Origin of the sequence: Sphingopyxis sp. (genome assembly GCF_041916015.1) — a bacterium.
Taxonomy (GTDB): Bacteria; Pseudomonadota; Alphaproteobacteria; order Sphingomonadales; family Sphingomonadaceae; genus Sphingopyxis.
This window is the reverse complement of the sequence record NZ_JAYSAH010000023.1, coordinates 19,279-34,539: the sequence shown is the minus strand read 5'-3', so window position 1 is coordinate 34,539 and position 15,261 is coordinate 19,279. Positions and strand designations below refer to the sequence as shown.

Sequence of the window (15,261 nt, the reverse complement as noted above, 5' to 3'; positions counted from 1 at the left end):
AAAGCCGTGTGCTCCCGCGAAGGCGGGAGCCCATCTCCGGCCGGCGCCATCTGAAACCGACCGGAGATGGGTCCCCGCCTTCGCGGGGACACGCAAGAGCTTTACCGTGATCGCACAATAGAAGGGTTCGTTGATGAAAGACCGCATTTCGATCACCATGCTGGAGGACGGCATCGCCGACGTCCGGCTGATCCGCGCCGACAAGATGAACGCGCTCGACGCCGCGATGTGGTCGGCGCTCGCCGAGGCGATCGACGAATTGAAGGCGAAACAGGGCCTGCGCGCCGTCGTCCTGTCGGGCGAGGGCCGCGCCTTCTGCGCCGGGCTCGACCTCTCCAGCCTCAGCGCCGAGCGCGACCCCGGCGCGAGCAGCGCGGGCGGCACGCTCGCCGACCGCACGAGGGGCATCGCGAACAACGCCCAATATGCGGCGTGGGGCTGGCGCGAGTTGCCGGTGCCGGTGATCGCGGCGGTGCACGGCGTCGCCTTCGGCGCGGGCAGCCAGATTATGGCCGCCGCCGACATCCGCATCGTCCACCCCGACACGCGGATTGCGATCATGGAAATGCGCTGGGGCCTCGTCCCCGACGTCGCGGGGATGGCGTTGTGGCGGACGCAGGTCGCCGATGACGTGCTGCGCGAGATGATCTACACCAACCGCGAGTTCACAGGGTCGGAAGCGAAGCTGCTTGGCTTCGCGACGCATGTCTCGGACGATCCGCTCGCCAAGGCGCTGGAACTGGCGCGGGTCATCGCGGGCAAGAACCCGCACGCGATCCGCGGCGCCAAGCGGCTCTGCAACATGCTCGCCGATGCGAGCGATGCCGGGATATTGCAGGCCGAAAGCGACGAGCAGGTCAAGGTCATCCGCACCCCCAACCAGATCGAGGCGGTGATGGCGCATATGCAGAAACGGAAGCCCGACTTCGCGGATTAATCGTCGAGCAGGCTCAGGAACCGCGCCGCATTGTGCCAGTCGGCCTCGCGCCGGGCGCGCGCCTTTTGCGCTTCGCTGTCGGCGCCCCAGCGGCGCTCCTGATACAGCTCGTCGAGGCTGACCGCCTCCCACAGCGCGTCGGCGGTGAAGGCCTTTTCGGCGAGTGCGAGCCCGGCGACGAGCGACCCGCCGATCGTGACCAGCAGGGTCAGCGCGGCAAGGCGGAACGGGTCTTGGCCAAGAACGGCGGCGCGGAGCGCGGCGACCGTCGGTTCGGGCTGATCGACCGGCAGCACGCCCTGCGCCAGCGCGAATTCGATCCCGTGGTGCGCCTCGGCCCAGGCGAGCAGCGGGTTCCACGCCGCCGCCTGCTCGGCCTGCAGCGCCGCATCGCGGTCGTCGCGGTAGCAAAGGAGGTCGCTTGCCGTATAGGCGGCGATCGGCTCGGCGAAGGCGGCGGGATCGGCGCTGGCAAGGTCGATCGCGGCGTTGGCGAGGCCGGTCATCGGCATCGACGCGGGGTCGATCGTCTCGCCCTGCGCGTCCCATTCGGCGGCGATCGCTTCGGCGAGCTTGCGGCTCGGAACCGCCAGCGGCACCCGCCCCGGTGTCCGCACCGGCCGCCCGTCGAGCGCAATACCCCAGCCGCCATCTTCGGCGATGACTTCGGCCTGCTTCCAGAAGCGCTTCATAGCTCTTTGGGCGACCGCCAGCGGCGGGCGAGGATGCGCGGCATGACGGCGAAATCGAAGACACCGATCAGCACGACTGCGACCCCGATCCAACGGTCGGTCGGCTGCCCCGCGAGCGTCCACGCGCCGCGGATCAGCACGAAACCGGCCAGGATGAAGAGTGCGCCCATCAGCCGCATCGAGGACAGCGCGAAGAAGCGCCTTTTGGCGAGAGCATCACTGGCCTCTGTCATGACTTTCCCTTTCGCCGCCAAGCTGGCGCATCAAATGGGCGAGTGCGCCGTGCCCGGTCCGCTCGATCCCCGCCGCAACGCGCTCGCGCTCCCCGGCGCTCTTGTTCTGCGACAGCTTGACCGTCGGTCGCCAGGCGGTGATCCGCATCTCGAACCCGGTGATTGCGCCGGTCAGCCGGGCAAAATAATGGGTGTCCATCTTGCCCCGCGTCCAGGGCGGGCTCTCGCCGATCCGCGCCTCGTGCAACGCCGAGAGCGTGTCGAGCTGAGCGATCAGGCCGGCGTGGTCGAGCGTGCGGACCGTCCCCTCCATCTCGACCGCGACATAATTCCACGTCGGCACCGCCTTCGCCTGATCGTCATACCAGTTCGCGCTGACATAGGCGTCGGGACCCTGCACGACGGCGAGCGCCGTGGCGCCGGCCAGATGCCTGGTCAGCCCGTTGCCGTTCGCCACATGGAATTGCAGCGTCGCCGCATCCTCGCTCAGCACCACCGGAACATGGGCGACGCGCGGCCCGTCGCGCGTCGCGGCGAAGATGGCGCCGAAACCGATCTCGCGCACCAGCAGGGCGGCAAGATCGTCCTGCTTCGGACGGAAAGCCGGATTGGGGTGCATCAGCGCGGCTTTCTGGGCGACGGACGTTTTCCCGCGGGCTTGGGCGAGCCGCGCTTCGCCGGCGGTTTGCCGGCGGGCTTGGCCTTCGCCTCGGCGCGGCCGCGCCGTTCGCCACGGCGCGCCTTGCGGACCTGCTTGGCGTGCGCCTTCGCCTTCGCCTTCTGGACCGTCTTTGCCGAGGGCTTCGGCGCCTCCTCTGTCAGCACGTCGCCGAGCAGCGGATCGAACCCCAGTGCGTCGAGGCTCGCGGCGAAATGTTCGGGGACCGGCGCCGAAATATCGAGCGCGCCGCCGTCGGGATGGTCGATGCGCAGACGGCGGCTGTGGAGGTGCAGCTTGCGGCTGATCGTTCCGGTCAGGAAGGCGGTCTTGCCGCCATATTTGCCATCGCCGACGATCGGATGGCCGATCGCCGCCATATGGACGCGCAGCTGATGGGTGCGGCCGGTAAGCGGCTGGAGCTCGACCCACGCCGCGCTGTTCCCCGCCCGTTCGATGACCCGGTAGCGCGATTTGGACGGCAGGCCCTTTTCATCGACGTGCATCTTCTCGCCGCCCGATCCGGGCTGTTTCGCGAGCGGCAGGTCGATCTCGCCCTGCGCGATGTCGGGGACGCCGACGACGATCGCCCAATAGGTCTTGCGCGCGCTGCGGTTCGAGAAAGCCTTGGCGAACCACGCCGCAGCGCGCGGGGTGCGCGCGATGAGCAGCGCACCCGACGTATCCTTATCGAGCCGGTGGACGAGTTTCGGCCGCACCGGCGCCTCTCCCTGCAACGCGCCGAGCAGGCCATCGACGTGGCTCTCGGTCTTCGTGCCGCCCTGCGTCGCGAGCCCCGGCGGCTTGTCGAGGACGAGCGCGCTCGCGTCGCGGTGGATCACCATCGATTCCGCCAATGCGATGTCGGCGGGCGACAAGGGCTTTTCCTTGCGCGGCTTCGGCCCCGAGGGCGCCGCGGGCGGGACCGGCATCGCGATGACCTGTCCCGCCTCGATGCGGTCGGACACATCGGCCTTCCTGCCGTCGAGCGTCAGCTCGCCGGCGCGCGCCCAGCGCGCGATCAGCGCATGCGGCGTCCCCGGCCGATGGCGCTTGAACCAGCGGTCGAGGCGGATGCCGTGATCCTCATCGGCGACGGTGGCGTTGTCGCGGCTCATGCGGGAAGCTGCCGCATCGCGAGCATCCCGAGGCCGCAGACGGCGATGCCGGCGATCACCGACGCGAGCACATAGGCGGCGGCTTGCAGGACCTGCCCGCGTTCGAACAGCAGCCAGAATTCGAGGCTGAACGACGAGAACGTGGTGAATCCGCCGAGAATGCCGACGCCGAGGAACAGCCGCGCCGGTTCGCTGCCGCCGCTGCGCGCGAGCCAGCCGATGAGCAGGCCCATGAGCAGGCTGCCGGCGATATTGATCGACAGCGTCCACCAGGGGAAGCCGGGGCCGAGCCGTGCGAGCATGAGCTGGCCGGCCAGATGCCGCGCGCCGGCCCCGATCGCGCCGCCGACCATGACTGGGAAAAGTCCGTTCATGCCGCCTGCCCTAGCCGCAAAAGCGCGTCGCGGAAAGCTAGACGTCGGGTATGGCGATAGCGCCCGCAGGCCGCTCGTGCACGGTGCGCCAGTCGGCGGGCTGCACGAAAGCGCCCTGCCAGATGCCGCGCCGTCTGGTCTGCGCCTCCGCTTCCTCGATCCCATAGTCGTCGCCGGTTGCCACCGCCCAGCCCTGCCGCACCATTTCGGCGCCAAGATCGATACCGTCCGGGGCCGCCCCGGTCCGGCATGATGCCAAGGTGCGGCCATAGCGGTCCTTCGCCGCGAACGCGCAATACAGCGGACCGCGCCCTGCGAGACGACCGAGCGCGCGTCGCGCGTCGCGTCCGCACGGCCAACGGCTTCCATCGGCGCGAGCGCAGTCCTGCCGATATTCGACCGCATCGATTCCGGTAAGCCGAACAACCGTTTCATTCCGGTTCTGCCGAACGGTCAGGCTGTCGCCGTCGATGACATGCGCCAGCGGCAGCGGCTCGACCGGCGCCGGGGTTGCAAACCAGACGGTGAAGGCGAGCGCGGCCAGCAAGAGCAGCGCCGCGACCGATCGCAGGCGACGGCGCCAGCGGATGCGGGTGAGGGGCGACAGCGGCATGGCGATCGACTGGCGCGTCGCCCCGGCCTTGGCAAGCGTCAAGAAAGGGTTGACGGAAAGAACAAAAAGTGTCCAAAATGGATTAACTTCCGCGCAGCCGCTTCATAGCCTTCACGCGCTTGGGTCCGATCTGGCGGCAGATGGGAACGAACAAAAGGTGAATATGTCCGGAATGACGGCATAAGGACATCGGGGCGGATTGAGGGAACAGGGAGGACCTTTATGGACCAGGCGATACAGAGGCTTTCCGGGCTGCCGGCTTTTCCTGCGGGCGGCTTCTACGAAGAAGATCCGAAACCGCGACGCCATTGCGGTGGCAAGTCGTCTTTGCTGTTCGTCGGGCCTTCGATCATCGGCGACGAGCTGGAGCAGCTCGACGGGATCGATTTCTCGTCGGCCTCGATCGACGAGGCCGCTGGTCGTCTGAAGGCATGCGGCGCCGACATAGCTTGGCTGGTCCCGGCGCATGGGATCGATATTGCGACATTCTCCGCCGTCTGCGCGGCTCTTGCGCACGGAAGAACAACGCTGGTGTGCGAAACCTCGCTTGAGGCCCTGGACGGCTTGGCGGCAAGGGTGGTCGACGGGTTTCCTGTCGAATGGCTGATCGATGCGGACGCATTGGATCGCCGCGTAGCGTTCGCTGCCGCCTGCCGCCGCGCCGGCGGTCAAGTGGTGCACGAGGTGACACGCGATCCGGCGATGGAACGCATCGACCGGCTGCAAGAGGAGGTTGCACGCATCTCGCGTCTGCTCGGCGACCTTGCGGGGCAACGCGGCGGGCTCCCGGGCACGCCGGTTTCCTATGCGCCCGCGAACGAGGATTATGGCGATTATCCGGGACAGGTCCGCGCACCGGCACGCGACTTCTCGGCGATGCCGCGCAGCTTTGTTCCCGAGGAGCGTACCGCCGACCGTCAGCGCGCCAAGGCGGTGCGCCGGATGCTGCGCCAACGGCGGATGCGCGAGCAATATTTTCCTGCCGACCTGTTCGCCGACCCCGCGTGGGACATGCTGCTCGATCTCTATGCGGCGCGGCTGGAACGCCAGCCGGTATCGGTGTCGAGCCTCTGCATCGCCGCGGCGGTCCCGGCGACCACCGCGCTGCGCTGGATCAAGACGATGACCGACGCGGGTCTGTTCCTGCGCGAAGCCGACCCGCTCGATGGGCGCCGCATCTTCATCGCGCTGTCGGAGGGCGCGTTCGACGCGATGGCGCGCTATTTCGAAGCGCTGGAGGAATAGCGGGACGGCTTGCCAGCGGAAGGAAGCTGTGGCAGGGGCGCGCTTCCCAACTTTTGGGGGCGCTTAGCTCAGTTGGTAGAGCATCTCGTTTACACCGAGAGGGTCGGCGGTTCGAGCCCGTCAGCGCCCACCACCATTCCCCAAATGGATAATCAGCCCACCGTGCGTTCGAGGGCTTCGATCGCGTCCTTCGCTTCGCGGAGGCCGAGGCCGGTCCGATCGCGCAGATGCTTGATCGCCTCGATCTTCCGGCCGCGGCGGATCAGGTCGAGAAGCTCTTCGTCGCGGCTTGCGGTCGCGACGTCGATCCTTGGCAGATCGACCGGCGCAACCGGACGCGGCTGCGAAAGCGTGCGCGGCGGACCCGTGAGGTCGCGCCCGCCGCCGCGCCGCAGCGCAAGGACCAGCCCCGCGCCGCAGAGGACGCCGAGGGCGAAGAGAAGAAAACCGCTCATCGCCCCCCGATATCCGTCAGGCCGCGAGCTTGCGCAGCACGTAGTGCAAGATGCCGCCGTTCATATAATATTCGACCTCGTTCGCCGTATCGATGCGGCAGAGCGTGTCGAAGCTGAAGGTCGAGCCGTCGGGGCGGGTGACGGTCACGGTCACGGTCTGGCGCGGCTTGATCTCCGCGACCCCGGTGATGGTGAACTGGTCGTCGCCGGTCAGGCCAAGCGTCTCGCGGGTCTGCCCTTCGAGGAACTGCAGCGGCAGCACGCCCATGCCGACGAGGTTGGAGCGGTGGATGCGCTCGAAGCTCTCGACGATCACCGCGCGGACGCCGAGCAGGTTGGTGCCCTTCGCCGCCCAGTCGCGCGACGAGCCGGTGCCATATTCCTTGCCGGCGATGACCACCAAGGGCGTGCCGTCTGCCTTGTGGCGCATCGCGGCGTCATAGATCGGCATGACCTCGGCGCCGTAGCGCGACATGCCGCCCTCGATACCGGGGACCATCTCGTTCTTGATGCGGATGTTGGCAAAGGTGCCGCGCATCATCACTTCGTGGTGGCCGCGGCGCGAGCCGTAGCTGTTGAAGTCGGCCTTTGCGACCTGATGCTCCATCAGCCACTGGCCGGCGGGGCTGTCGGCCTTGATCGAGCCCGCGGGCGAGATGTGGTCGGTGGTGATGCTATCGCCGAGGATCGCGAGCGGCTTGGCGCCGACGATGTCCGACACCGGCGCCGGAGTCATCGTCATCCCCTCGAAATAGGGCGGGTTGGCGACATAGGTCGAGCCCGCGCGCCACTGATAGGTGTCGCTGCCCTCGACCTCGATCTTCTGCCAATGCACGTCGCCGGTGTAGACATGGGCGTAGCGCGCCTCGAACATGTCGCGGCTCACCGCGCCCGCGACAACGGTCGAAACCTCTTCATTGGTCGGCCAGATGTCCTTGAGGAACACGTCGCTCCCGTCCTCGGCCTGACCGATCGGGGTGGTGGTGAAATCCTCGATCACCGTGCCCTTCAGCGCATAGGCGACGACGAGCGGCGGCGAGGCGAGGAAGTTGGCGCGCACGTCAGGCGACACGCGGCCTTCGAAGTTGCGGTTGCCCGAAATAACGGCCGCGGCGACGAGGCCGTTCTCGTTGATCGCCTTCGAAATCGGCTCGGCGAGCGGGCCCGAATTGCCGATGCAGGTCGTGCAGCCATAACCGACGAGGTTGAAGCCGATATTGTCGAGATGCTTCTGCAGCCCGGCCTTCTCCAGATAGTCGGTGACGACCTGCGACCCCGGCGCGAGGCTGGTCTTGACCCACGGCTTGGGCTTGAGGCCGAACGCGTCGGCCTTCTTCGCGACGAGCCCCGCCGCGACGAGGACGCCGGGGTTCGAGGTGTTGGTGCAACTCGTGATCGCGGCGATGGTGACGTCGCCGTCGCCGATGTCGAAATCCTTGCCCTCGACCGGCACGCGCGTCTGCGCCTTCTTGTAGGTGTTCGCCATGTCGGCGTTGAACACATCGTCGACCTCGGGAAGCGAGACGCGGTCCTGCGGGCGCTTCGGCCCCGCCAGCGACGGAACGACGGTCGAAAGGTCGAGTTCGAGCGTGTCGGTGAACACCGGGTCGGCGGCACCCTCGACGATCCACAGGCCCTGCGCCTTGGCATAGGCCTCGACCAGCGCGATATTCTCGTCCGAACGGCCGGTCAGGCGCATGTAGTCGATCGTCTTGTCATCGACGCCGAAGAAGCCGCAGGTCGCGCCATATTCGGGCGCCATATTGGCGAGCGTCGCGCGGTCGGCGAGGCTGAGCGAAGCGAGGCCGGGGCCGAAATATTCGACGAAGCGGCCGACGACGCCCTTCGCGCGCAGCATCTGCGTCGCGGTGAGCACCAGGTCGGTCGCGGTGACGCCTTCCTTCAGCTTGCCGGTGAATTTGAAGCCGACGACTTCGGGGATCAGCATGCTGACAGGCTGGCCGAGCATCGCGGCCTCGGCCTCGATGCCGCCGACGCCCCAGCCGAGGACGCCGAGGCCGTTGATCATCGTCGTGTGGCTATCGGTCCCGACGCAGGTGTCGGGATAGGCGACGGTCTCGCCCGCGCCATCGTCGCTCGACCACACCGCCTGCGCGATATGCTCGAGGTTGACCTGGTGGCAGATGCCGGTGCCCGGGGGCACCGCCTTGAAGTTCGACAGCGACTTCGACCCCCATTTCAGGAAGTCATAGCGCTCGCCGTTGCGATAATATTCGATCTCGACATTCTGCTCGAACGCTTTCGGCGTGCCGAATTCATCGACCATGACCGAGTGGTCGATGACGAGGTGGACGGGGACGAGCGGGTTGATCCTGGTCGTGTCGCCGCCGAGCTTTGCGATCGCATCGCGCATCGCGGCGAGGTCGACCACGCAGGGGACGCCGGTGAAATCCTGCAGCAGCACGCGCGCCGGGCGATACTGGATCTCGCGGTTCGAATGCGGGTCCTTCTGCCAATCCACCAGTGCCTGCACGTCGTCGGTCGAGACGGTGAAGCCGCCATCCTCGAAGCGGAGGAGATTTTCGAGCAGCACCTTCATCGAGAAGGGCAGGCGCGACACGTCGCCGAGCTTCGCCGCGGCCTTGTCGAGCGAATAATAAGCGTAAGTCTTGCCGCCGACGCTCAGCGTCGAACGGGTGCCCAGCGTGTCGTTGCCCGTGGTCGTCATAGGATTGCAGTCCCCATGTTGGCGCGGCGGGGAATGACGGCCGATGCCCGTTCGGGAGAGCGGAGCCAGCGGAGTCGCGCGCGCAGGTTTATGTTGGCGGTGCCTTACGCCGGGAGGTGGGAAATGCAAGGGGGTGGGGGAGGGTTGGTTCGCCATGTTGTTCTTAGCCGTTCGCCCTGAGCTTGTCGAAGGGCTGTCCTTTCCCTTGGCGCAGGAAAGGAGAAGGACGGTGCTTCGACAAGCTCAGCACGAACGGAATGGGATGTAGTTATTGACTACAGTGTAGTCATATACTACATACCCGCCGATGAAGCCGATCAGCTACACGCGATCCGCGATCAAGGCGCTGCAACGCATGCCCGCCAATACATCGGCGCGGATCGTCGGCAAGATCGAGGCCTATGCCGCCGATCCCGCGTCGCAGGCGAACAATGTGAAGGCGCTGAAGGGGCGCGACGGCATCCGGCTGCGCGTCGGTGACTGGCGCGTGATCATGGAGGATGGCGTCGTGCTGGCGGTGCTGGAAATCGGCCCGCGCGGCAGCGTTTATGAATGAAGGAATGATCCCATGAACAAGATGGTGACGATCCCCCGCGAAGAATATGACCGCCTGCGCGAAGCGGCCGAGGATCTGGCCGACCTCCGCGCCTATGACGGCGCCAAGGCGGCCCTTGCGGCGGGCGAGGATGAAGTGGTGCCCGCCGACTATGCCAAGCGGCTGATCGCCGGCGAAAACCCGCTGCGCGTCTGGCGCGAACTGCGCGGGCTGAGCCAGGTGAAGCTGGCGGCGGCGTCAGGGGTCAATCGGGTGCAGATCGCCGATATCGAGGCCGGGCGCGGCAAGGGGTCGGTCGAGACGGCGCGGAAGCTGGCGGATGCGCTGGGGGTTAGGGTGGATGATTTGGTTTGAGAGCAGGCGCTAATTGGAGATTGTGTACCTGTCTCCGTAATTGGATTTAAGACTAAAAAGCAGCGAGTAACCCAGATCGATATCGATCGGCTGTAGCCTCCTCATCCAATTTTAGACCGTAGTAGCTATCAAACGCTTCGACCAAGCGATCAAAAAAGTAGGCTGCCTTGGCGACAATCTCGGGGTCCATCCCAGTTTCCGCAATGGCAGAGACGCGATGTTCCATGTGAAGAGGATTACGACAAACCGCTGTATTCCAAACTGATACATGTTGCCATGTGCTGTGAACGGCTGAGCTAAATGGGGTGAACCAAAAGCGATAGAGATCACTTTCACCAATCTCCTCGCACATATTCCTTATAGACGTTCCGGCCCACGATCCGAGATTAACATCTACGAATGGCATGAGGATTTGCGAGTCAATCCAAGCCTCCTGCATCCTTGCCGCCGCTAGTAAACGTTCCTTTAGCTCGTCATCTTCAGCGGCCCGCGTACTGGCATCCAAGGCAATCCACTTGAAGGTAACGAGGCACTCGACCATTCCCCGTAGGATCATGGGTGTAATGTGCGGGGAGCGGCGATTAACGCAAAGGAATCTTTCCTCTTTCCTAATATATCCAAATAGGTTCAAATCTTCTCCGATTCATTCCAAGTGATTCGGGAGATGGAGCTATGGGGCGTAAGGTGGCGCGGGGTTCGCGGGGGAAATCGGGGGAGAAGGCGGTGGCGCCCTTGAGGAAGGACGATGCTTCGACAAGCTCAGCACGAACGGAAAAGGGCAATCCCTTCATGCCCGGCCTTCGCGTGCGGTCGGACGGGTGGACGGCGGCGCGGACGCGGGTGTTTCTGGCTACGTTGGGGCGCACGGGGTGCGTGAGTGACGCGGCGCGGGTCGCGGGGGTCAGCACGACCTCGGTCAATCGATCGCGCGCGCTGTTCGCGCCGTTCGACACGGCGTGCGGCGAGGCGATCGCGCGGGCGTTGCGCGGGCTGGAGGCGGTCGCTTACGAGCGCGCGGTCGAGGGGCGCGAGATGGTGATCGTGCGGAACGGCAAGGAGGTCGAGCGGCGGATCGTGCCGTCGGATTCGCTGCTGGGGCTGCTCATCAAGCGCGGCGACCTGAAGGGTGGGCAGAATGTCCATCTGACGGCGGAGGAGGCCGAGGCCTATGTGCTGCCGGAGGCGGTGCGGCACCGCTTTCTGTCGCGCGAGGAATATTTCAGCGGCATGGTCTTCGACAAATGGCCCGGCACGGGCAAGGTGCAGGGCGCGACGCAGGAGGAAACCGACGCGGCATTGATCGAGCGCATCCGGATGGTGGAGGGCTATCGCCGCTATCGGCGCCGCTTTCACCCGCCGTGCGCGATGTGCGGGCAGAAGGCGCCGCTCACCGACGCCGAACTCGCGGACCTCGACCGGGCGGAGGCGAACGGCGCGCTGGCGAAGCTGCCGCCGGCGGTCGCCTGATCGGCCGCGGGCGCGGATTTTCCGGCGCCCTTCGAGGTCAGGCGGTGCCCCTGACGGCGAGCCGCACCGGGACGCGCGTGCCGCTGCGCGTGAAATCCTCATCCTCGAGCGCCATCGCGACGAGCGCTTCGCCCGCGGCGTCGAGATCGGGTTCGAGCGTGGTGAGCGCCGGATCGGCCATATTGCCGGCGCGGATGCCGTCGAAGCCGATCAGCGCGACATCGTGCGGGACCCGGCGCCCGGCTTCCTTGAGGCCCTGAAGCACGCCCAAGGCGAGCATGTCCGACGCCGCGAAGATCGCGTCTACACCGGGGTGCGCGGCGAGCAGCGCATGCGCTGCGGCGACGCCCTGCGCATGGCGGTCGGCGGCGGCGGGCGGCTCGGCGAGGATCGGGGTCAGGCCGTGGCGGCCCAGCGCTTCGACGAAACCGTCGCGGCGCTCGTCGAACTGGCGCTGCGGCGAGCGCTGCGGGCCGACGAAGGCGATGCGCTGGCGCCCGCTCGCGACGAGATGCTCGGCGGCGATGCCGCCGCCGGTGCGGTTGTCGCTGCGCATCCAGTGAAAGGGATCGCCCGGGCTGCCCCAGCAGACGAAGCCGAGGCCGGTGGCTTGCGCTTCGGCGAAATAGTCCCATGCGGCGCGGTTGCTCGTCGTGCCGATGACGATCATCGCGTCGGCGAGGCCCGAGGCGACGAAATCGGCGCGGAAATTGGCCTCGCTCTCCTGAAAGGAGACGAGCAGGTTGAACCCGCGCGCCGAGGTCGCGGCGGCGATGCTGCCGAGCAGCGCGAAATAGAAGGGGTTGATCGCGCTGCGATCCTCGCCGGGGCGGCAGATGGTGACGAGGGCGAGCGTCTCGCTGCTTTTCAGGCGCAGGGAAGAGGCGTGGCGGTCGACGACATAGCCGAGCTCGCGCGCGGCGGCGGCAACGCGGGCGCGCGTCTCGGCATTGACACCGGGGCTGCTCCGGAGCGCGCGCGAGACGGTCGATTGCGAGACGCCGGCGCGCTCGGCGACGTCGAACGATGTCGGGCGTAGCGTTTTCATGTGCGGCCTCGTCTCCCTCTTGCGCCGTCTCTCGCCGTGAGGGCGGGGCTTGTCAATCGGCGAGGCCGTCGAGTGCGAGGAGAGCGAAGCTCGCGAGCCAATGTTCGCCCATATAGTCGCCGGTCACGTGCGCGAGTGCGGCGGCGAGGTGGCGCTCGGCGGTGCCTTTGGCGACCGGGGCGACGGGGTGCGCGGGGCCGAGCGCGGCTGCAATGGCGCGCCAGCACCAGGCGCGGCGGAGGTTGAGGCCGTCGAGATGGGCGATCTTGCCGTCGCTGCGGTCGGAGACAGTGGCGGGGGTGAAGAGAGTCGCGGGCTGCTGGCCGGCGGCGCGGGGGAGGAAGGCGTCGAACCAGCCGGCGAAATCGTCGCCGAGGACGGCGGCCATCAGATACGCCTCGGTGAGCGCCGGGGAGAGAAATTCGTCGCCGCCGGGCTCCCATGCCTGACAGTCGCGGTCGCCGGCGAACCAGTGGCGGGCGCTGGTGTCGATCAGGCGGATAAGGCCGGGGTCGCGGCTCCCGGCCCAATGGCGTGCGAGCAGGAGGGCGAAGGCGATGTTGAAATGGGTGCCGACGCGCAAGGGATAGGTGAGCTTGGGGAGGAAGGCGTGGAAGCGCGCGGCAAAGGCGGTGGCGAGCGGTTCGAGCGCGGCAGCCCACGGCGCGTCGTGGCGCGCGGCCTCGGCGTGGAGCGTGAGGAGCCACGCCCAGCCATAGGGGCGCTCGAAGCCGGCCGACATGGGACGCGCGAGGAAAGCGAGTTCGCCCGCGACCTTTTCGGGGACGAGCATCGCGGCGGCGCGGGCGCGAATCTCGGCGGCGACGGACAGGTCGGGGAAACGGCGCGCGAGGCGGAGGACCTGCCACCAGCCGTGGACGCAGCTGTGCCAGTCGAAGCTGCCGTGGAAGATCGGGTGATGCTCGCGCGGCGGCTTCGCATCCTCGGGACCGTTCAGGACGAGGTCCATCTTGTACGGATATTCGCGGTCGAGGTGTCCGAGGGTTGCGGTCGCGAAGCGGGCGGCGTGGTCGGGGGTCAGACGGGTCATTGGAAAGCGAACAGCCAGATGAAGAGGATGTTTGCCGCCAGCAGGGGCAGCGCGGTGCCGATCTGCGCCTTGATCACGCCATAGGGGTTTTTGAGTTCGAGCAAGGCGGCGGGGACGAGGTTGAAGTTCGCCGCCATCGGGGTCATCAGCGTGCCGCAGAAGCCCGCGAGCATGCCGATCGCCGCGACGACCGCGGGATCGCCATGATACTGCTTGATCAGCAAGGGCAGGCCGACCGCCGCCATCATCACCGGGAAGGCGGCGAAGGCGTTGCCCATCACCATGGTGAAGAAGGCCATGCCGAGCCCGAAGGCGAGCACCGCGCCGAACAGGCTGCCCTGCGGGATCGCGCCGCCGATCAGCCCGCCGACGACCTCGCCGACCCCGGCGAGCGCGAAGACCGCGCCGAGGCTGGCGAGCATCTGCGGCAGGATCGCCGCCCAGCCGACCGCGTCGAGCAGGCGGCGGCCCTGCTGCGCGGGAAGGAGCAGCGGCGGCTTGAAACGCGCCATGCCGGCCGCGAGCGCGATCAGCACGCCGATGGCAAGCGAGATAAGGGTCGCCTGCTTCGGATCGGCGAGGCCGGGGACATATTTGAACAAAAAAGTACCCGCGAGCGCGACCGCGGGGATGATCAGCGCGACGAGGAGCAGGAAATTGCCGTAGCGCGCGGCGCGCTCGGCCTGCACCTCGGCCGCGACTTCGCCGCCGGGGGCGCGGCCAATCTGCCCTGTGCCCGCGATCGCGACGAGTGCGAGGACGAGCAGGCCGTTCTGGAAATCGCTCAGATAGTCGCCGCCGAGCATCGAGAGGGCGAGCAGGCCCCAGAAGGCAGCGTTGCCGAAGCGTTTCGGGTTGGTGCGGTCGTAAAGGCCGAGGAGCGCGAAGAGCGCGAAGGTCCAGCCGGCGAGAATATAGACGAAATCGAGCGTGATCATGCGCCGGCCTCCCGCTTTCGCATTCGCCTTTCGAGGCGGCGGAGGCGGAAACCTTGGATCAGGAAGGCGGCGATCGCGGTCGGGATCGCCCAGAGCGAGAGATGGAGCGGCTCGATATTATAGCCATAGCCCTCGAGCAGGCCTTTCATCAGCAGGATCGAGCCGATCGCGAGGAAAATATCCTCGCCGAAGAAAAGGCCGATATTGTCGGTCGCGGCGGCGAAGGCCTTTACCTCCTCGCGCTGGTCTTCGGTGAGCGCGTCGTTCTTCGCCTCGGCGGCGGCTTCGGCCATCGGCGCGACGAGCGGGCGGACGGTCTGCGGATGGCCGGCGACCGAAGTGAGGCCGATCGCCGACATCGCCTGGCGCAGCAGCAGGTAAGAGGTGAGCAGGCGGCCGAGCGTCGCGCCCTTCATCCGGTCGATCAGGCTGCGCGCGTGCTGCTGGAGCCCATAGGCTTCGAGCAGGCCGATGACGGGCAGCACGATCCAGACGATGCTGACGTAGCGCGTATCGTTGAAGGCCTTGCCGAAGGCGGCGATGATCGCCGTCACGTCGAGCCCGGCGGCGAGCCCGGTCGCGAGCGCCGAGGCCATGATCACAAGCAACGGATTGAAGCGGAGCAGGAAGCCCGCGATGATGATGACGATGCCGATCAGGACGAGCATCATCGACTCCCGTTTTGGCTTGAAAAGGGTTCACGCGGAGACGCGGAGGCGCGGAGAATATGCTTCGCGCAGAGGCGCAAAGAGCGCAGAGAAAGCGATCTTGAATATCGCGTGTTCCCCCGCCTGCGCGGGGACACGGCCTTTCTTTTCTCTGCGCTCTTTGCG

The 15,261-nt window shown here is 66.9% G+C and carries 18 protein-coding genes and 1 tRNA gene; 6 read left to right on the top strand and 13 right to left on the bottom strand.

What is annotated here, in order from left to right; genetic code table 11:
* Positions 1–133 precede the first annotated feature (133 nt).
* Positions 134–937, top strand: a complete 804-nt coding sequence (locus ACE3SL_RS03775; RefSeq protein WP_374524422.1) for a crotonase/enoyl-CoA hydratase family protein — start codon at positions 134–136, stop codon at positions 935–937.
* On the opposite strand, the gene ACE3SL_RS03770 is transcribed toward ACE3SL_RS03775, so the two are convergent.
* From ACE3SL_RS03770 to ACE3SL_RS03745, 6 genes are read right to left on the bottom strand one after another with little or no spacing between them, the layout of a single operon-like run.
* Entirely contained in the window at positions 934–1,629 is a 696-nt protein-coding gene (locus ACE3SL_RS03770) for an ATP12 family chaperone protein (protein ID WP_374524421.1), read from the bottom strand. The two genes, ACE3SL_RS03775 and ACE3SL_RS03770, sit on opposite strands and share 4 nt — an antisense overlap.
* Positions 1,626–1,862, bottom strand: a complete 237-nt coding sequence (locus tag ACE3SL_RS03765; RefSeq protein ID WP_374524420.1) for a hypothetical protein — start codon at positions 1,860–1,862, stop codon at positions 1,626–1,628. Before ACE3SL_RS03765 ends, ACE3SL_RS03770 begins: the two co-directional genes overlap by 4 nt.
* Positions 1,846–2,481, bottom strand: a complete 636-nt coding sequence (locus ACE3SL_RS03760) for an FMN-binding negative transcriptional regulator (RefSeq protein WP_374524419.1) — start codon at positions 2,479–2,481, stop codon at positions 1,846–1,848. Before ACE3SL_RS03760 ends, ACE3SL_RS03765 begins: the two co-directional genes overlap by 17 nt.
* Entirely contained in the window at positions 2,481–3,638 is a 1,158-nt protein-coding gene (locus ACE3SL_RS03755) for an RluA family pseudouridine synthase (RefSeq protein ID WP_374524418.1), read from the bottom strand. Before ACE3SL_RS03755 ends, ACE3SL_RS03760 begins: the two co-directional genes overlap by 1 nt.
* Positions 3,635–4,012, bottom strand: a complete 378-nt coding sequence (gene crcB / locus ACE3SL_RS03750) for a fluoride efflux transporter CrcB (protein ID WP_374524417.1) — start codon at positions 4,010–4,012, stop codon at positions 3,635–3,637. Before crcB ends, ACE3SL_RS03755 begins: the two co-directional genes overlap by 4 nt.
* A gap of 37 nt (positions 4,013–4,049) precedes the next feature.
* Positions 4,050–4,667 carry a thermonuclease family protein gene (locus ACE3SL_RS03745; protein ID WP_374524416.1) on the bottom strand — a complete coding sequence of 206 codons (618 nt, stop codon included), beginning with the start codon at positions 4,665–4,667 and terminating at the stop codon, positions 4,050–4,052.
* Between the two features lie 180 nt (positions 4,668–4,847).
* On the opposite strand from ACE3SL_RS03745, the gene ACE3SL_RS03740 reads away from it, so the two are divergent.
* The gene (locus tag ACE3SL_RS03740) at positions 4,848–5,870 is read left to right on the top strand and encodes a MarR family transcriptional regulator (RefSeq protein WP_374524415.1); all 1,023 of its coding nucleotides are present in this window, start codon (positions 4,848–4,850) and stop codon (positions 5,868–5,870) included.
* A gap of 57 nt (positions 5,871–5,927) precedes the next feature.
* Positions 5,928–6,003: transfer RNA gene (locus ACE3SL_RS03735), tRNA-Val, on the top strand.
* Positions 6,004–6,022: 19 nt separating this feature from the next.
* Here ACE3SL_RS03735 and ACE3SL_RS03730 read toward each other — a convergent pair.
* Together ACE3SL_RS03730 and acnA are read right to left on the bottom strand one after the other, a co-directional pair.
* Positions 6,023–6,325 (bottom strand): ribosomal protein L7/L12, encoded by a 303-nt coding sequence (locus ACE3SL_RS03730; protein WP_374524414.1) that lies wholly within the window; start codon positions 6,323–6,325, stop codon positions 6,023–6,025.
* Between the two features lie 16 nt (positions 6,326–6,341).
* Positions 6,342–9,014, bottom strand: a complete 2,673-nt coding sequence (acnA, locus tag ACE3SL_RS03725; protein WP_374524413.1) for an aconitate hydratase AcnA — start codon at positions 9,012–9,014, stop codon at positions 6,342–6,344.
* Positions 9,015–9,321: 307 nt separating this feature from the next.
* Between acnA and ACE3SL_RS03720 the strand changes: the two genes are divergently transcribed.
* Positions 9,322–9,570 carry a type II toxin-antitoxin system RelE/ParE family toxin gene (locus tag ACE3SL_RS03720; RefSeq protein ID WP_058817150.1) on the top strand — a complete coding sequence of 83 codons (249 nt, stop codon included), beginning with the start codon at positions 9,322–9,324 and terminating at the stop codon, positions 9,568–9,570.
* A 12-nt stretch (positions 9,571–9,582) separates the two neighbouring features.
* Positions 9,583–9,924 carry a helix-turn-helix transcriptional regulator gene (locus tag ACE3SL_RS03715; protein WP_374524412.1) on the top strand — a complete coding sequence of 114 codons (342 nt, stop codon included), beginning with the start codon at positions 9,583–9,585 and terminating at the stop codon, positions 9,922–9,924.
* Between the two features lie 52 nt (positions 9,925–9,976).
* On the opposite strand, the gene ACE3SL_RS03710 is transcribed toward ACE3SL_RS03715, so the two are convergent.
* Positions 9,977–10,555, bottom strand: a complete 579-nt coding sequence (locus ACE3SL_RS03710) for a DUF5677 domain-containing protein (RefSeq protein WP_374524411.1) — start codon at positions 10,553–10,555, stop codon at positions 9,977–9,979.
* 242 nt (positions 10,556–10,797) lie between these two features.
* On the opposite strand from ACE3SL_RS03710, the gene ACE3SL_RS03705 reads away from it, so the two are divergent.
* Entirely contained in the window at positions 10,798–11,391 is a 594-nt protein-coding gene (locus ACE3SL_RS03705; RefSeq protein ID WP_374524410.1) for a hypothetical protein, read from the top strand.
* Between the two features lie 37 nt (positions 11,392–11,428).
* Here ACE3SL_RS03705 and ACE3SL_RS03700 read toward each other — a convergent pair whose 3' ends face one another.
* Genes ACE3SL_RS03700 through ACE3SL_RS03685 form a run of 4 tightly spaced genes read right to left on the bottom strand, consistent with a single transcriptional unit; the run spans position 11,429 to position 15,096 of the window.
* Positions 11,429–12,439, bottom strand: a complete 1,011-nt coding sequence (locus ACE3SL_RS03700) for a substrate-binding domain-containing protein (RefSeq protein WP_374524409.1) — start codon at positions 12,437–12,439, stop codon at positions 11,429–11,431.
* A 52-nt stretch (positions 12,440–12,491) separates the two neighbouring features.
* Positions 12,492–13,490 (bottom strand): DUF2891 domain-containing protein, encoded by a 999-nt coding sequence (locus tag ACE3SL_RS03695; RefSeq protein ID WP_374524408.1) that lies wholly within the window; start codon positions 13,488–13,490, stop codon positions 12,492–12,494.
* Positions 13,487–14,428 carry a DUF979 domain-containing protein gene (locus ACE3SL_RS03690; RefSeq protein WP_374524407.1) on the bottom strand — a complete coding sequence of 314 codons (942 nt, stop codon included), beginning with the start codon at positions 14,426–14,428 and terminating at the stop codon, positions 13,487–13,489. The genes ACE3SL_RS03695 and ACE3SL_RS03690 overlap by 4 nt, the downstream gene beginning before the upstream one ends.
* Positions 14,425–15,096: a DUF969 domain-containing protein gene (locus ACE3SL_RS03685; protein WP_374524448.1), complete on the bottom strand. Its 672-nt coding sequence runs from the start codon at positions 15,094–15,096 to the stop codon at positions 14,425–14,427. The genes ACE3SL_RS03690 and ACE3SL_RS03685 overlap by 4 nt, the downstream gene beginning before the upstream one ends.
* Positions 15,097–15,261 lie beyond the last annotated feature (165 nt).

What these genes read in the sequence shown, in the direction of transcription:
- ACE3SL_RS03775 (WP_374524422.1), top strand. Translation starts at nt 134, where the DNA reads ATGAAAGACCGCATTTCGATCACCATGCTGGAGGACGGCATCGCCGAC.
- ACE3SL_RS03770 (WP_374524421.1), bottom strand. Translation starts at nt 1,629, where the DNA reads ATGAAGCGCTTCTGGAAGCAGGCCGAAGTCATCGCCGAAGATGGCGGC.
- ACE3SL_RS03765 (WP_374524420.1), bottom strand. Translation starts at nt 1,862, where the DNA reads ATGACAGAGGCCAGTGATGCTCTCGCCAAAAGGCGCTTCTTCGCGCTG.
- ACE3SL_RS03760 (WP_374524419.1), bottom strand. Translation starts at nt 2,481, where the DNA reads ATGCACCCCAATCCGGCTTTCCGTCCGAAGCAGGACGATCTTGCCGCC.
- ACE3SL_RS03755 (WP_374524418.1), bottom strand. Translation starts at nt 3,638, where the DNA reads ATGAGCCGCGACAACGCCACCGTCGCCGATGAGGATCACGGCATCCGC.
- crcB (WP_374524417.1), bottom strand. Translation starts at nt 4,012, where the DNA reads ATGAACGGACTTTTCCCAGTCATGGTCGGCGGCGCGATCGGGGCCGGC.
- ACE3SL_RS03740 (WP_374524415.1), top strand. Translation starts at nt 4,848, where the DNA reads ATGGACCAGGCGATACAGAGGCTTTCCGGGCTGCCGGCTTTTCCTGCG.
- ACE3SL_RS03730 (WP_374524414.1), bottom strand. Translation starts at nt 6,325, where the DNA reads ATGAGCGGTTTTCTTCTCTTCGCCCTCGGCGTCCTCTGCGGCGCGGGG.
- acnA (WP_374524413.1), bottom strand. Translation starts at nt 9,014, where the DNA reads ATGACGACCACGGGCAACGACACGCTGGGCACCCGTTCGACGCTGAGC.
- ACE3SL_RS03720 (WP_058817150.1), top strand. Translation starts at nt 9,322, where the DNA reads ATGAAGCCGATCAGCTACACGCGATCCGCGATCAAGGCGCTGCAACGC.
- ACE3SL_RS03715 (WP_374524412.1), top strand. Translation starts at nt 9,583, where the DNA reads ATGAACAAGATGGTGACGATCCCCCGCGAAGAATATGACCGCCTGCGC.
- ACE3SL_RS03700 (WP_374524409.1), bottom strand. Translation starts at nt 12,439, where the DNA reads ATGAAAACGCTACGCCCGACATCGTTCGACGTCGCCGAGCGCGCCGGC.
- ACE3SL_RS03695 (WP_374524408.1), bottom strand. Translation starts at nt 13,490, where the DNA reads ATGACCCGTCTGACCCCCGACCACGCCGCCCGCTTCGCGACCGCAACC.
- ACE3SL_RS03690 (WP_374524407.1), bottom strand. Translation starts at nt 14,428, where the DNA reads ATGATCACGCTCGATTTCGTCTATATTCTCGCCGGCTGGACCTTCGCG.
- ACE3SL_RS03685 (WP_374524448.1), bottom strand. Translation starts at nt 15,096, where the DNA reads ATGCTCGTCCTGATCGGCATCGTCATCATCATCGCGGGCTTCCTGCTC.